General features: G+C 72.1%; 14 protein-coding genes. 7 read left to right on the top strand and 7 right to left on the bottom strand.

The annotated features are described in order from the left end of the window. Nucleotides 1–42 precede the first annotated feature (42 nt). Nucleotides 43–690 (top strand): phosphatase PAP2 family protein, encoded by a 648-nt coding sequence (locus ASE25_RS17640; protein ID WP_056826854.1) that lies wholly within the window; start codon nt 43–45, stop codon nt 688–690. Nucleotide 691: 1 nt separating this feature from the next. Here the strand turns inward: ASE25_RS17640 and ASE25_RS17635 are convergent, their stop codons facing one another. After that, nucleotides 692–1,753: a glycosyltransferase family 1 protein gene (locus tag ASE25_RS17635; RefSeq protein ID WP_056826853.1), complete on the bottom strand. Its 1,062-nt coding sequence runs from the start codon at nt 1,751–1,753 to the stop codon at nt 692–694. 115 nt (nt 1,754–1,868) lie between these two features. Here ASE25_RS17635 and ASE25_RS17630 point away from each other — a divergent pair, with 115 nt between their 5' ends. The 3 genes from ASE25_RS17630 (at nt 1,869) to ASE25_RS17620 (ending at nt 5,436) form a co-directional block, all read left to right on the top strand. Next, a complete protein-coding gene (locus ASE25_RS17630) occupies nt 1,869–3,035 on the top strand; it encodes a glycosyltransferase family 4 protein (RefSeq protein WP_056826852.1) in 1,167 nt (388 codons plus the stop codon). A gap of 86 nt (nt 3,036–3,121) precedes the next feature. Beyond that, the gene (locus ASE25_RS17625; protein WP_082622965.1) at nt 3,122–4,306 is read left to right on the top strand and encodes a glycosyltransferase family 4 protein; all 1,185 of its coding nucleotides are present in this window, start codon (nt 3,122–3,124) and stop codon (nt 4,304–4,306) included. Next, nucleotides 4,303–5,436: a glycosyltransferase gene (locus ASE25_RS17620; RefSeq protein WP_056826850.1), complete on the top strand. Its 1,134-nt coding sequence runs from the start codon at nt 4,303–4,305 to the stop codon at nt 5,434–5,436. Before ASE25_RS17625 ends, ASE25_RS17620 begins: the two co-directional genes overlap by 4 nt. Here ASE25_RS17620 and ASE25_RS17615 read toward each other — a convergent pair. Then, nucleotides 5,429–6,022, bottom strand: a complete 594-nt coding sequence (locus ASE25_RS17615) for a hypothetical protein (RefSeq protein WP_235508736.1) — start codon at nt 6,020–6,022, stop codon at nt 5,429–5,431. The genes ASE25_RS17620 and ASE25_RS17615 overlap by 8 nt on opposite strands. A 53-nt stretch (nt 6,023–6,075) precedes the next feature. Here ASE25_RS17615 and ASE25_RS17610 point away from each other — a divergent pair, with 53 nt between their 5' ends. After that, complete coding sequence (locus tag ASE25_RS17610; RefSeq protein ID WP_056826849.1) at nt 6,076–7,179, top strand: LCP family protein; 1,104 nt, start codon at nt 6,076–6,078, stop codon at nt 7,177–7,179. A gap of 30 nt (nt 7,180–7,209) precedes the next feature. Here the strand turns inward: ASE25_RS17610 and ASE25_RS17605 are convergent, their stop codons facing one another. The 4 genes from ASE25_RS17605 to rfbA all read right to left on the bottom strand — a co-directional run bounded on the left by ASE25_RS17605 (nt 7,210) and on the right by rfbA (nt 10,358). After that, nucleotides 7,210–8,163 carry a hypothetical protein gene (locus ASE25_RS17605; RefSeq protein ID WP_056826848.1) on the bottom strand — a complete coding sequence of 318 codons (954 nt, stop codon included), beginning with the start codon at nt 8,161–8,163 and terminating at the stop codon, nt 7,210–7,212. A gap of 107 nt (nt 8,164–8,270) precedes the next feature. After that, nucleotides 8,271–8,855 carry a hypothetical protein gene (locus ASE25_RS17600; RefSeq protein WP_056826847.1) on the bottom strand — a complete coding sequence of 195 codons (585 nt, stop codon included), beginning with the start codon at nt 8,853–8,855 and terminating at the stop codon, nt 8,271–8,273. Between the two features lie 5 nt (nt 8,856–8,860). Continuing rightward, nucleotides 8,861–9,466, bottom strand: coding sequence for a dTDP-4-dehydrorhamnose 3,5-epimerase family protein (locus tag ASE25_RS17595; RefSeq protein WP_082622963.1), 606 nt, complete (start codon nt 9,464–9,466; stop codon nt 8,861–8,863). A gap of 13 nt (nt 9,467–9,479) precedes the next feature. Next, complete coding sequence (gene rfbA / locus ASE25_RS17590) at nt 9,480–10,358, bottom strand: glucose-1-phosphate thymidylyltransferase RfbA (RefSeq protein ID WP_056826846.1); 879 nt, start codon at nt 10,356–10,358, stop codon at nt 9,480–9,482. 270 nt (nt 10,359–10,628) lie between these two features. On the opposite strand from rfbA, the gene ASE25_RS17585 reads away from it, so the two are divergent. Further along, nucleotides 10,629–11,699: a glycosyltransferase family 4 protein gene (locus ASE25_RS17585; protein ID WP_056826845.1), complete on the top strand. Its 1,071-nt coding sequence runs from the start codon at nt 10,629–10,631 to the stop codon at nt 11,697–11,699. Nucleotides 11,700–11,707: 8 nt separating this feature from the next. Next, nucleotides 11,708–12,724, top strand: coding sequence for a glycosyltransferase family A protein (locus ASE25_RS17580; RefSeq protein WP_056826844.1), 1,017 nt, complete (start codon nt 11,708–11,710; stop codon nt 12,722–12,724). A 39-nt stretch (nt 12,725–12,763) separates the two neighbouring features. Here ASE25_RS17580 and ASE25_RS17575 read toward each other — a convergent pair whose 3' ends face one another. Further along, nucleotides 12,764–13,687: a hypothetical protein gene (locus tag ASE25_RS17575; protein ID WP_157623484.1), complete on the bottom strand. Its 924-nt coding sequence runs from the start codon at nt 13,685–13,687 to the stop codon at nt 12,764–12,766. Nucleotides 13,688–13,806 lie beyond the last annotated feature (119 nt).

Genomic DNA, 13,806 nt, shown 5'->3' with positions numbered 1-13,806 from the left:
GGACTGGTCGATCGCACCATAACAGCCCGCCAGGAGGTGCACGTGTCGCATCGCGATCGCCTCCGCTGGGCCACCGTGGCCGTCGCCGCCGCCACGGCCTTCGCGCTCACCGCGCTCCTCTCGACCCGAACCGGGATCGGTGTGACGGTCGACGCCGCCGTCCGCGGCTGGATCCTCAACGGGCTGCCGGGAGCCCTGCGCCAGGGTCTCGACCGCCTGGCCCGGCCGTTGGTCATCGTCGTGCTCGCTCCGATGGTCATCGTTCTCGCGCTCCTCGCACTCGTCCGACGCGGCTGGCGGCGCGCCCTCGCGGGCGTCGTCATCCCGGCGGCGGCGACGTTCGTGGCTCTCGAGCTGCGCACGCGCGACGTCTTCGGCATCGGCGGGGACGCCTTCCCGTCCAACCACGCGGCCGCCGGCCTCGGCCTGCTCGTCGGGGTCGCGGTCGTGTGGCCGCGACCCGTGACGCGACGAGGGCTCGTCGGTCTGGGCGTGGCGGCGTTGTGCATCGGCCTCGGCAACGTGTCGTGGTACGCGCACCAGCCCCGTGACGTCGTCGGCAGCGCGCTGCTCGTGGTCGCGGTTGCCGCGGCGACCTTCGCCGTCGTCGGCGGTGACTCCCCCAACCTCGCCACGGAGGTCCGGGCCTCGCGCCGCACGGCGCGGGAGGGTGCAGGGCCCGTCGGCTGAGTCAGTCGGTGACGGAGCGCCAGACCCGCGCGTGCCCCTCGGCGCTCGCCTCCCAGGTGAACCGGCGCGACCGCTCGAAGCCGCGGCGGGCCATCGCCTCGACCTCAGCACCGCCGGCGAGGACGTCGAGGACGCCGGCGGCGATACCCGCGCCGGTGGGGTCGACGAGGAGGCCGCCGTCGCCGACGACCTCGGGCAGGGACGACCGGTCGGCGGCGACGACGGGCACGCCCGTGGCCATTCCCTCGAGCGCCGGAAGGCCGAAGCCCTCGACGAGGGACGGGACGACGACGACGGAGGCGGCGGCATACAGCCTCGGCAGCACCTCGTCGGCGACGCGCCCGACGAGTCGGACGCCGGGCAGCGAGGCGAAGAGCTCGGTGCGACGGGGGTGGGGCGGGCCGGCGAGCACCAGCGTCACGTCGGGCCGGGCTGCCCGGATCCGGGGCCACGCGTCGGCGAGCGCCGCGAGGTTCTTGCGCTCGGACGCCCCACCGGCGGTGAGGACGTAGGGTCCGTCGACGCCGAGCGCGGACAGCCCGTCGGCGCCGAGCGGCTCCGCGCCGAAGTAGCGCTCCTCGACCCCGTTCGGGACGACGACGGGGTCGACGAGCCCGAGCAGGTCGACCGCCTCGGATGCCGTGAAGGCCGAGACGCAGACGACGGCAGCTGCCCGGCGCAGCTCCTCCGCCGCGGCGGCCACGGGTGCGGACTCGTCGGCGTAGCGCCAGGCCACGACGTCGTGCAGCGTCACGACCTCACGGGGCGCCGGCGGCAGCTCGAGGTTCATCCGGTGCACGAGCCCACCACGGGCGTACGCGAGACGACCGGCCGCCGCACGCGCGCGCGGTGACGCGCCACCGAGCCAGCCCATCGGCAGGCGGAGGGTGCCGGGCAGGGGCGACCGGAGCGAGCGCGCCACGACGTGCCGGACCCGCCACACCTCGCCCGGCGCGGCCAACGCGGCGAGGGCCGCGGGTGCGCGCGAGACGATGTGTCGCTCGTAGGCCTGCGCACCCATCGGCACCGCCGTCGCGGTCGTGGCGATCGTGAGCCGGTGCACGCGGGATCCTCGCTGTCGGGGCGGTGGTCAACTGCGGGACGGGTCCGCCCTCGCATCGTAGGGTGAGACCGCCCGCGAGCCGGTGACCTCGCGGGCCCGACCGAGAGGAGCCGCTGTGGATGGTGCCGGTCGGCCGCGCGTCGCGCTCGTGACCTCGTCGTACCACCCGCACCTCGGTGGGGTCGAGGGGCATGTCCGCCACGTCGCGCGCGAGCTGCGCAGGAGGGGCACGGAGGTCGAGGTGTGGACCGTCGACCGCGGCGAGCACCTCGGCGTCACCGAGCTCGACGGCACCGTCGTGCGCCACCTGCCGACTCCCCTGCCGGCCCGCTCGGGGCGCGCCCTCATGAGCTTCGGGCTCGCCGCCCCGCGGGCGTGGCACGCGTGGCGGTCGGCCTTCCGCGCCTTCCGCCCCGACCTGCTCCACGTCCAGTGCTTTGGACCCAACGGGGTGTATGCCGCCGCGCTGGCTCGTCGCACCGGCACCCCGCTCGTGCTGTCGAGCCACGGCGAGACGTTCATGGACGACCACGACGCCTTCGGCACCTCGGCGCTGATGCGCGAGGGACTGCGCCGGACCATCGCGGCCGCCGCGGTGACGACGGGGTGCTCCGAGCAGGTGCTCGACGACCTGCGGGACCGGTTCGGCCTCGAGGGCGGGACCGTCGTGCCCAACGGCGTCGGTCCCGTGCCGACGACGCCTCCGACCGGCACGATGCCCGACGCGCTCGGCCTGCCGGACGGCCCCGTCGTCCTGGGGGTCGGCAGGCTCGAGACGACGAAGGGCTTCGACCTGCTCGTCGACGCCGTCGCGGGCATCGACCGCGAGCTCTCCCCGACGTTGGTCATCGGCGGCGACGGGTCCCAGGGCGAAGCCCTGCGGGCGCTCGGTGAGCAGGTCGGCCTCGGCGACCGGCTCCGACTGGTCGGACCGCTCGATGAAGCCGGCGTCGACACCTGGATGCGTCGGGCCGACGTCGTCGTCATGCCCAGCCGCCGCGAGGCCTTCGGCATCGTCGCGCTCGAGGCGTGGCGCGCCGGCACACCCCTCGTCGCCACGAGCCTCGGGGGGCCTGCGTCGTTCGTCACCGACGGGGTCGACGGCGTCCTCGTCGACCCGGTCAACACCGGGGCGCTGGCCCACGCCGTCGAGTCGCTGTTGCACGACCCCGAGAGGCGGGCGGCCCTCGGGGCGGCCGGGCAGGCCTCCGCACGCCGATACACGTGGTCCGCGATTGCGCTGCAGTACTCCCGCATCTATCAAGGTCTCGCCAGTTCGTGATCCGCGGTGGTCTTGCCCTGACGAGACGACGCGCGGGCACGCCCATCATCGGGGCAGTCTGTTGCGCCCGTAGGTAGCCTCGGGGCGTGCCTCCAGCCGCGCCGCCTCCGCGCCCTCCCGTGCGTGTGGCGATCCTCGACCACACGGCCGAGCTGGGTGGCGCCGAGCTCGCACTGCTGAGGCTGTTGGAGGTCGTCGACCGGGAGCGCGTCGAGCCCGTCGTCGTCCTCTTCTCCTCGGGACCTCTCGCGGAACGGCTCCAACGGGTCGGCCAGCGGGTCGTCGTCGTTCCCCTGGACCCGAGGGTCCGGGACATGGGCCGTGCCGTCGGCCCGCTCAGCGCACTGCGTCGCGCTGCGAGCGGCGCGGCCTTCCTGCACCGCCTCGCCGCCTCCCTCCGTGCTCTCGACGTCGACGTCGTCCACTCGACCTCGCTCAAGGCGGACCTCCTCGCGATCCCCGTGGCTCTCCTGCTGCGCAAGCCCCTCGTGTGGCACGTCCACGACCGCATCGCCGAGGACTACCTGCCGTTTCGGACGGTGCGCCTGCTGCGGTTCCTCGCCCGCCGCGTGCCGCACGCCGTCGTCGTCAACTCCGAGGCGACGGCCGCCACCCTGCCCGGCGCGCGCCGTCCGACGGTTGCCTACCCGGGGCTGTCCTCGGAGCAGGTCGCGCACTCCGGCCGACGTCTCCAGCCGGAGGGTGGCCCCGTCGTTGGCATGATGGGACGGCTCAGCCCCACCAAGGGCCAGCTCGTCCTCGTTCGGGCCGCGCGACACGTCGTGGACGTACGTCCGACGACCCGCTTCAGGCTGGTCGGTTCCGCCGCCTTCGGCGCCGCGGACTACGAACGGGAGCTGCGCTCGGAGATCGGTCGTCTCGGGCTCGAGGCCGACATCGACCTCGTCGGCTTCGTCGACGACCCGCGAGGCGAGCTCGAGGCCATGTCCGTCTGCGTGCACGCGTCGACGGTGCCCGAGCCCTTCGGCCAGGTGGTCACGGAGGCGATGGGATGGGGCGTGCCGGTCGTCGCCACCCGCGGCGGTGGGGTCGACGAGATCGTGCGCACGTCGCCGAGGGGCTCCGAGACGGGGCTCCTCGTCGACGCCGGAGACGAGCAGGCCCTGGCACTGGCGGTCCTCGACGTCATCGACCGTCCGGCGGAGGCGCTGGCCCGCGCCTCTCGCGCCCTCGCCGACGTCGCCGACCGTTTCGGGATCGAGCGGTCCGCCGAGACCGTGACCCGGGTCTGGGAGGAGGCCGCCTCGTGAGCACCCAGGACCTCCCTGTCGGGCGACCGCGCGTCGCCATCGCGCACGACTACCTGACCCAGCGCGGCGGTGCGGAGCGGGTCGTCCTGGCGCTGCACCGGGCCTTTCCCGACGCGACGATCCACACGACGCTCTACGACCCGGCCGGCACCTACCCGGAGTTCCGCGATGCGCGGGTCGTCGTCTCCCCCATCAACCGCATCGGGGCGCTGCGCCGCGACCACCGGGCCGCTCTCCCCCTGCTCCCGTATGCCGTGTCCCACCTTCCCGTGGACGCCGACGTCGTCGTGGTGTCGAGCTCGGGCTGGGCGCACGGCGTGCCGACGACCGGGCTCAAGCTCGTCTACTGCCACGCCCCGGCGCGCTGGCTCTACCAGGCCGATGCCTACCTCGGGGACGAGGCCGGCCGGTCCGCGAAGGCGCGCGCGCTGGGTCTGCTCAGCGGGTGGCTGCGCCGCTGGGACCGTCGCGCAGCGGCGTCCGCGGACCGCTACCTCGCGAACTCGACGGTGGTCCGGGGGCGCATCGCGGCGGCATACGGCATCGACGCCCAGGTGCTCGCCCCGCCCTACGGAATCGACCCCGCCGACCCGCAGGAGGCGGTGGCCTCCCTGGCGGACTGGGCCGACGAGGGCTACCTGCTCCTCGTGTCGCGGCTGCTGCCCTACAAGAACGTCGACGTCGCGGTCGACGCCGTGCGCGACCTCCCCGAGCGGCTCGTCGTCGTCGGTGCGGGACCGCTCGAGGCGCGGCTGCGCGCCGAGGCACCGGACAACGTCCGGATCGTCTCGGGCCTGACGGACGCGGAGCTGCGCTGGACCTACGCCCACGCCGGCACCCTGCTCGCGCCGAGCCTCGAGGACTTCGGGCTCACCCCCCTCGAGGCGGCGGCGTTCGGGGTGCCCACCCTGGCCCTGCACGCCGGCGGCTATCTCGACACCGTCGACGAGAGCGTCAACGGGACGTTCTTCGAGGAGCCGACCGTGCCAGCCGTCCGCGCCGCCGTCGTCGCCGCCCGAGAGCGGGTCTGGGACGAGGCCGCGATCCGCGCCCATGCCGAGCACTTCTCGGAGGCGAGATTCCACGAGCGCATCCGGGCGGAGGTCGACAACCTCCTGTCCGTCAGCTGACGGCGCGCACCACGAGGAGCCAGGCCACGACGGGCGCACCGACGACGAGGATGATCGCGAGGACCCGCAACGCCGCCGCGTGGCCGTAGACCTTGGCGACGACCGCGCCGAGGATGCCGATGGCGAAGACGGCGATCGAGTAGTTCGCGAACGTGGCGCTCAGCTCGACGATCTCGGGGGACTTCGTGATGTTGGCGATCGTCGCTGCCTTGCCGGCGGGACCCCACGGCGCCGGCAGCGGCACCTGGGCGAGGAGCAGGGCCGCGAGGCCGAGCACGTCGGTGCGCAGGTACGAGCGCCTCAGCGCCGAGGCCTGACGGCGGCTCCGGACCGACGGCTGCACGGCCGACGCGGGCGGCGTGAACGCGCGAGGCAGGGTCAGCAGCAGACCGGGCAGGCCGGCGAGACCGGCCAGGAAGGCCGCATACAGCTTGGGGTGCCCGTCGGAGGCGAAGCCGAAGACGGTGACGAGCGGCACCGTCGCGTGCACGAGCACCCAGACGTAGGCGACGAAGGCCAGAGCTGCCCCGACGGCCACGGGGAGGTCGGCGCTCACACGTCGGCTCACTCCTCGGGCTTCGGGCATGGCGCACAGTGTAAGCAGCAGTGCGATCGACTCCCGACACCTACACTTGCGCCGTGGACAGCACCCGACAGCGCGACACCGATCTGTTCGAATCCGAGCAGCTCGCTGCCGGCGACGGCTCCTCCGGGGGCTCGGGCGGCTCCGGCGACGACTGGGACGGCGGCTCGCCCGCCGACGGCGGTTCGGGCCGCCGGGAGAAGAAGCGCAACCGCAAGGTGCTCGTGGCCGCGCTCGTGCTGCTGCTCGTGCCCGTGCTCGCCGTGGGCGGCTACCTCGCGTGGCTCAACCACATCGTCACCAACAACGTGAAGCAGGAGCTGCTCCTGCCCGACGACGGCTCGGCGGGCAGCCAGCCGACCGACAAGAACGGCAACGTCGTCGTGCAGCCGGCGGGCAACGGCACGAACTACCTCGTCGTCGGCAGCGACGCCGGTCCGGGTCGCGTCGGCGGCCGGTCCGACGTCATGGTGCTCGTGCACGTGCCGGCCGACCACTCGGCCGTCACCCTGATCCACTTCCCCCGCGACCTCTACGTCTCGATCCCGGGCAAGGGCAAGAACAAGCTCAACGCGGCGTATGCGTTCGGCGGGCCGCCGCTGCTCGTCAAGACGATGCAGGACATGCTCGGCGTCCGTATCGACCACGTCGCGCTCGTCGGTTTCGAGGGGTTCAAGTCGATGACCGATGCCGTCGGCGGCGTCGACGTCAACGTCGAGGAGTCGAGCAACCAGCCGCCCTACGTCTTCACCCAGGGCGTCCAGCACATGGACGGCGCGATGGCTCTGGCCTTCGTGCGCGAGCGCAAGCAGCTGAGCGAGGGCGACATCTCCCGTGGCCGGCGCCAGCTCGCCTTCATCAAGGCGCTCATGCTCAAGACCCTGAGCAAGGACGTGCTGACCAACCCGATCAAGCTCAAGGACTTCACCGAGGCGGCCACGACCAACCTCACGGTCGACCAGAAGCTCGACGTCGGCACCATGCGATCGGAGGCCCTGGCGCTGCGCGACCTCCGCGGCGGCGACATCCGCTTCATCACGGCGCCCTTCACGGGCTTCGGCACGAGCCCGGCCGGTGCGTCGATCGACATCGTCGACGAGGTGAAGATGGCCGACCTCGGCGACGCCATCCGCAACGACGAGCTCAACGCCTACAAGTAGGAGCCGGCCCGGCGACCCCGTCGGCCGCGGTCAGACCCGCTTCCACGAGTTCAGGTCGCCCTGCGAGAGCCACGTCTGGTTGCCGGAGACGATCCAGCCGGCACGGTCTGTCACCGACAGGCCGATGCTCCCCCGCTCGGGGGTCGCGACCGGCACGCACGCGACCACGGCGGCCGTGCGGCCCTTGACGACCTCGACGAGCTGGACCCCCTTGCACGCCCCGACGATGCGGACGGCATACGTCGTCAGGGTGTTGTCGACGAGCAGGTTGCTCAGGGCGACCCCGCCCGGCGCGTCACCGGAGTCGGACCACGTCGTCCCACCGTCGTCCGTGACGACGACCGACCCGTCGGCGCACAACGCCTGCGCCTGGGCCGCGGACGTGCGCGAGAGGTCGACGACGACGGCGTCGCCGCAGGGGGTCGACGCGGCCTCCTTGGGCGCGAGCACCTGGGTCGGCTCGTCGAGACGGCGCGCCCAGCCCCCGCTGACGGCGGTCGGGGTCTGCCACGTCCGACCCGCGTCACGCGAGGCGTACTGCTCGAGGGTGCAGTCCGGGCCAGCCCCGATGACGAAGACGCGCGCCTCGTCGAGCGGCTGCACGCGCGCGACGGCGCGGGCCGGCGACCGCAGCTTCGTCCACGACCGGCCGCCGTCGGCGGTGACCTCGACGGTCGCACCCCCGGCGACGCAGGCGCCGGTCGTGGCTCGCCAGGCCCGCGCTGCGTCGAGCGCCGAGACGAGCCGGGTGACGGGGACGGCCTTGGCCGCCGGCGGCGTCGTGCCGGTGGTGGGGGCGGTCGTGCCCGTGGTGCCCGGCGCGGCCGTCGCGGGCGGGCTCGTGGTCAGCGCCGCGGTCCGCGTCGTCGAGACCGCGGGCAGCGCCTGCGAGGCGTTGTGGCCCGACCGCAGCGCGAACGCGACGAGCGCCACGTCGACCGCCAGGAAGGCGACGAGACCTGCCGTCGCCACTCGGTTGTTCATTGCTCCAGATCCCCCTCGACACGGCTGATGGCCCTTCCCCCGGGGGACATGCTAGGGGCGAATCCGCCTGTCGTACGCGGCAGTCCGCGTTCGGATCGGCTCTCGGGTCAGCCGGCGGGCGGCGTCAGGGCTGCGACGACGACGGGCAGCTGCGCCTCGATCTCGGTCGACATCAGGTCATATGCCGCAGAACCGCGCCCGTATGGGTCGGGTATGTCCGATTCGGCCGCGGTGCGCGCCGGGTGGAGTCCTCGACGACCACGAGCGACCTCGGCCACCATCGCGGCCCACGGCGTGTCGTGGTCGGCCGCCGACACGTCGGGCGCGGCCGCGGCCCCGGCCAGATCGGCATCGCGGACGAGGTCGGCGAGCTCGCCCAGGGTGAAGGTCTTGCGCAGGGCCCGCGGGTGCAGGGCGACGGCGTCGGCCCGGTGCTTCTGCGTCGCGGTGACGACGATGTCGGCGGCGTCGAGCATCGCAGGGGTCAGCTGGCGCGAGGCGAAGCCTGCCGTGTCGGAGCCCACCGCCTCGAGGGCGGCGACCGACCCGGGCTCGATGTCGGCGCCGACGAGGGCGCGCGTGCCGGCGCTCTCGACGTGGACGTCCTGCCCGGCGAGGAGCTGACGCAGACGACGCTCGAGGTAGGGCGAGCGGCACACGTTACCCGTGCAGATGACGAGGACCCGACCCACCGGCCTCATCGTCGCGCCCCGGCGAGCGAGGAGGTGTGGGCGAGGCAGGCCTCGAGCGTCGGCAGCAGCCCGGCGTCCGCGGCAGCCGTCAGGGTCGGGGCGGCAGCGTCCTTCGGCGAGAGCACCGGGACGAAGCCGTCGGGCAGCTCGAGCCCGACGGTCGGGTCGAGCGGGTTGATGCCGCGCTCGATCGACGGGGTGAAGACCTCGGAGCACAGGTAGACGGCCGTGCCGTCCTCGACGCAGGCGAGCGCGTGGCCAAGGCCTTCCGCGAGGTAGACCGCGCGGCGGTCGACGGTGTCGAGCACGACGGAGTCCCACTGCCCGAAGGTCGGCGACCCGACCCGGACGTCGACGACGAAGTCGACGAAGACCCCGCTCGTGGCCGTGACGTACTTGGCCTGCGAGGGCGGCACGTCGGCGAAGTGGATGCCGCGGAGGGCTCCGGCCGACGAGACGGAGATGTTGGTCTGCCGGACCTGCATCTCGTGGCCGATGGCCTCGGCGAGGAGGTCGGCGCGGAATCCCTCGGCGAAGACCCCTCGGTCGTCGGGGAACTGGCGCGGCGTGATCTCGAAGGCTCCGTCGATGCGGAGCGGGCGGATGTCCATCAGGTCCTTGCCTTCACGGGGTGTCCTTGCCCTCGGCGAGGAGGGCGTGCAGGTAGAGACCGTAACCGCTCTTGGCCTGGTCGTCGGCGTGCCGTCGCATGCCGTCGTCGTCGAGCCACCCGTTGCGCCAGGCGATCTCCTCGACGCAGCCGATCTTCTGGCCCTGCCGCGCCTCGACGACGTGGACGTACTGGCTGGCCTCGATGAGGCCCTCGAACGTGCCGGTGTCGAACCACGCGGTCCCTCGCGGCAGGACGCTGACCGACAGGGTGCCACGGCGGAGGTACTCGTCATTGACGGCGGTGATCTCGAGCTCGCCGCGCGCACTCGGGCTCAGGCCGCGGGCGATGGCGACGACGTCGTTGTCGTAGAAGTAGAGGCCCGGCACGGCGTAGCTCGACTTCGGGTGCTCGGGCTTCTCCTCGATGGAGATGACGTGGCCGTCGGGGTCGAACTCGACGACGCCGTAGGCCGTGGGGTCGGCGACGCGGTAGGCGAAGACGTGGCCACCCTCGACGTCGGTGTGGTCGGCCAGGCGGGTGCCGAGCCCCGGGCCGAAGAAGATGTTGTCACCGAGGACGAGCGCCACCCGGTCGTCGCCGATGAAGTCGGCACCGAGCACGAAGGCCTGGGCGAGCCCCTCGGGACGCGGCTGGACGGCATACGTGATCGTCATGCCCCACTGGGAGCCGTCACCGAGGAGGCGCTGGAACTGCTCGACGTCGACCGGGGTCGTGATGACGAGGACCTCGCGGATGCCCGCCATCATGAGGGTCGACAGCGGGTAGTAGACCATCGGCTTGTCATAGACGGGCATCAGCTGTTTGCTGATGCCGCGCGTGATCGGGTGCAGCCGGCTGCCCGTGCCCCCCGCCAGGATGATCCCCTTCATGGTCGGTCAGCCTAGGTGCTCGGGAATGAGACGTCGTCCAGCGATACCTCTCTGGGCGGGTTGGAGCCCGGCAGACGTCCTGACACCGCACGGCTCCTCGTGTCGCGATCTCAAGAGGCTGCGGATCGGCCGATAGCCACTTCAGCCCGTCAGGCGACGTCTAGCATGAGCGGACCTCGACGAGTTCCCGCAGGGAGTCATGTGTCGCGCCCCATCGTGCATCTACCCACCCCACACGACCACTTCTCGCCGAGAACCGGCTCTGCCGTCATGACCGTGATTGACGGTCTGGCCGCTGCCGCACCAGCAGCGCAGTCTCACGCGGTGCTGGTCGCCCGCACCACCTACCGTGAGCGCTACGAGTCGGCTCGGGCGCTCGAGTACGAGCCGGGACCGTACGTGTCAGCGCCCGCTGCACGCGCCGATGCCGTCGCGGCAAGGGCGGGGTGGGGCAAACCCTTCCTCGAGCACAGCATGGGCGATGCCATGGACCACGTGCCCGATGATGCGGCCGCGCTCATGATCCACAACGGCCCTTTTCTGGCCAGACACGCGCCAAAGCAGATTCCGACGATTCTCTACGCGCACAACGAAGTTCTGCCTGGTGCGGTCCCCTGGGTCGCCAGTCGGGCCTGTCACGGTTTTGAGGGAGTGGTGGCGGTGAGTTCGTGGTTGGCAGAACGCCTCACACCTCGAATGCCTGCACGTCTGCGTCAGAACGTCCAGGTCGTGCTGAACGGCGTCGACACCACCGCCTTCTCTCCCAGCGAGCGCAGCGGTGACAGGGATCGCGTGCGGGTGTTGTTCCTCGGGCGTGTCGTGAGGGAAAAGGGTCCTGATCTCGTTCTGTCGGCCTGCCGGCTTCTGGCCCGTCACGACCTGGAGGTCAGGATCGTCGGGAGCGCCGGCTTCTCGCCGGGAGGCGCTTTGAGCAGCTACGAGCAGATCCTGCGCCGCACGGCAGCGGACCTACCCGGGGCCGTTTCCTTCGTGCCCTTCACCGAGCGCTCCGAGGTCGCCGCCCACTACCGGTGGGCTGACATCGTCGCGCTGCCCTCGCGTTGGGATGACCCTTGCCCCCTGACCACGCTCGAGGCCATGGCGTGTGGTGCAGCGACCATCGTCACCGAATCTGGGGGGATGCCTGAGTGCGCCGGGGACGGCGCTCTCGTCGTACCCAAGAACGACAGCTCGCGCCTGGCTGAGGTCATCGAGGCCCTGCTCGACGACCAGACGCTACGTCAGCAGTGGGGAGAGCGCGGCAGGCGACGGGCCGAGCTGCTCAGCTGGACGACCGCGTCGGCGAAGCTCACCTCCACGGTCAGCGCCTTCGCGACGTGATCCGTCCGATGACCCAGACACGCGACCTCGTCACCGTCATTGTGCCTTTTCACAATTGTCGAGACTTCCTGGGTCACGCGATCTCGAGTGTGCTGGCGCAGTCGCACCAGGACTGGGAGCTGATCCTCGTGGACGACGGGTCGACCGACGACAGCGCCGAGGCCGCTCAGCCGTACCTGTCCGACGGTCGAGTCAGCCTGGTGAGGCAGCCGAATGCAGGCGCCGGCGCCGCGCGCAATGCCGGCTTCGCCCGTGCGTCCGGCGCGTCCACCTTCGTTGTCTTCCTCGATGGTGACGACGTTCTACCACCCGAGTTCCTCGTCAGAGCGATCGAGCAACTCGCGTCACGGCCGGATTCGACCGCTGTTCGCACCACCGCCGTCTTGGTCGATGCGGACGGGCACCGCATCGAGGCCGCAGATTTCGCGACGCACATGAACACCCGCCGAGTGCTGGACGGCCGGCGTTTCGTCCCCCTCGAACCCTCCCGCGACATCACGTTCCTCGAGCTGTTCGACCAGAGCCGCCTCTACCCACCGGCCTGCGCCCTCATTCGTACCGAAGCCGTCAGGACTGTCGGCGGCTTCGCCTCTCACCTTGCCGGCGCCGAGGACTGGTACTTCTTCATGCGTTTGGCGCGACTCGGTCCGATAGCGGTGATGGATGCGCCGCAGGTCTCCTACCGTCGTCACTCGTCGAACGCCACTTCCGATCCTGTCCGGTACGTCCGGGCCGCTCGTCGGAACTGGTCCATGACGTACCACGCCCCTGACATCACCCGAGCTGAGAGGAGAAGCCTCTCCAAGGTGTGGCGCGCCCGCCAGCGCGACCTCGCCCAGGCCAAGTGGCACCTGGCTCTGAGCTCGCCGCGCTCCCGGCTCGGAATGCCTCGACTTCGCCTCGCGGCTGAGTCCTGTGGCCACCTCCTGCTCTGGCGTCCGCCCAAGTTCTGGATGCGAACGGGCCTGAGGCGCGCGGTTGATGCACCCTCGGACCCTCGCGTTGGCTACGGCTGGCACACCTAGCAGTCCGCGCCCGGAGCGGCCGGAGGCCGGAGCCCTACGTCACGGGACTGCTCGCCACGTCTCCAGGCTCGCGTCGGAGCGCCAGGTCGCGTCCGCGACGGCCAGCCAGCCGGCGTCGTCGACGACGCTGATGGAGACCCGGCCCTCGGCACCGTCGAGGGAGGTCTCGACACAGGCGCCGCCGGCAGCCTTGCCGTCTGACACCTTCGCGACCTCGACGCCGGCGCAGCCGTCGGCAACGCGGGCGACGTGGACCTCCGGGGTGCCGTCCACCTCGCGGGCGCCGACGGCGAGCGCGCCGTCGACGGTCGCGAGGGTGGTCCACGTCGAGCCGCCGTCCGTGGACCGGACGAGTCGCCCGTCCGCGCAGACGACGACGGCGCGCTTGGCGCTGACGCGGGCGAGGTCCACCACGGTGGTGGCGCCGCACGGGCGGGCGTCGGGACGCTTCGGGGTGATCAGCGTGGTCGACGCTCCACCGGGGACGCGTGACCAGCCGCCCTCGACGTCGCGTGGTCCGCGCCACGTCGTGGCGTCGTCGTCGGTGGCGTACTCCCCCACCGTGCACCCACTCCCCTTGGCGCCGATGACGAAGCCGCGGTCGCCGGCGACCGGCTGCACGCGCCCGAGAGCGCGGGCGGGAACGGCGCGCTTGGTCCACGTGCGCCCACCGTCGTCGGTGACGCGAAGGCTCGCCCCGCCGTCCGGGCAGGTGCCGAGCACTGCACGCCAGGCCCGCTTGCCGTCGAGAGCCGCGACAACCTCCGTCACGGGGGTCGCCTTGAGGTCAGGTGCGGCGGTCGTCGTGGGCGACGCGGCAGGGACGGGGGCAATGACAGCCGACGCCGGAGTGGAGGCTCCCGCGGCGTCGGGACGGAAGGCGAGCGCGACGAGGAGCACGTCGACGATGAGCAGGGCCAGCAGGCCCGCGAGCGCCACCCGCCCCATCGATCGGTCCGACATCCATCGCATCACGGGCGACACTCTACGGACCATCTGGACGGAATCGCCGCATCTCGGGCAGGCCCACTAGAATGCGCGGGAGTGAACTGTCGGAATTGCCCGACTGGAGTCGTGTGACC

The organism is Terrabacter sp. Root85 (assembly GCF_001429185.1).
In the GTDB taxonomy this organism is placed as follows: domain Bacteria; phylum Actinomycetota; class Actinomycetes; order Actinomycetales; family Dermatophilaceae; genus Terrabacter.
Note: the sequence above shows the minus strand (reverse complement) of the source record. Positions and strands in the feature narration are given on the sequence as shown.

Coding starts and splice junctions, on each gene's coding strand:
- ASE25_RS17615 (WP_235508736.1), bottom strand. CDS start 6,022: ATGCCCGAAGCCCGAGGAGTGAGCCGACGTGTGAGCGCCGACCTCCCC.
- ASE25_RS17605 (WP_056826848.1), bottom strand. CDS start 8,163: ATGAACAACCGAGTGGCGACGGCAGGTCTCGTCGCCTTCCTGGCGGTC.
- ASE25_RS17595 (WP_082622963.1), bottom strand. CDS start 9,466: ATGGACATCCGCCCGCTCCGCATCGACGGAGCCTTCGAGATCACGCCG.
- rfbA (WP_056826846.1), bottom strand. CDS start 10,358: ATGAAGGGGATCATCCTGGCGGGGGGCACGGGCAGCCGGCTGCACCCG.
- ASE25_RS17585 (WP_056826845.1), top strand. CDS start 10,629: ATGACCGTGATTGACGGTCTGGCCGCTGCCGCACCAGCAGCGCAGTCT.
- ASE25_RS17580 (WP_056826844.1), top strand. CDS start 11,708: ATGACCCAGACACGCGACCTCGTCACCGTCATTGTGCCTTTTCACAAT.
- ASE25_RS17575 (WP_157623484.1), bottom strand. CDS start 13,687: ATGTCGGACCGATCGATGGGGCGGGTGGCGCTCGCGGGCCTGCTGGCC.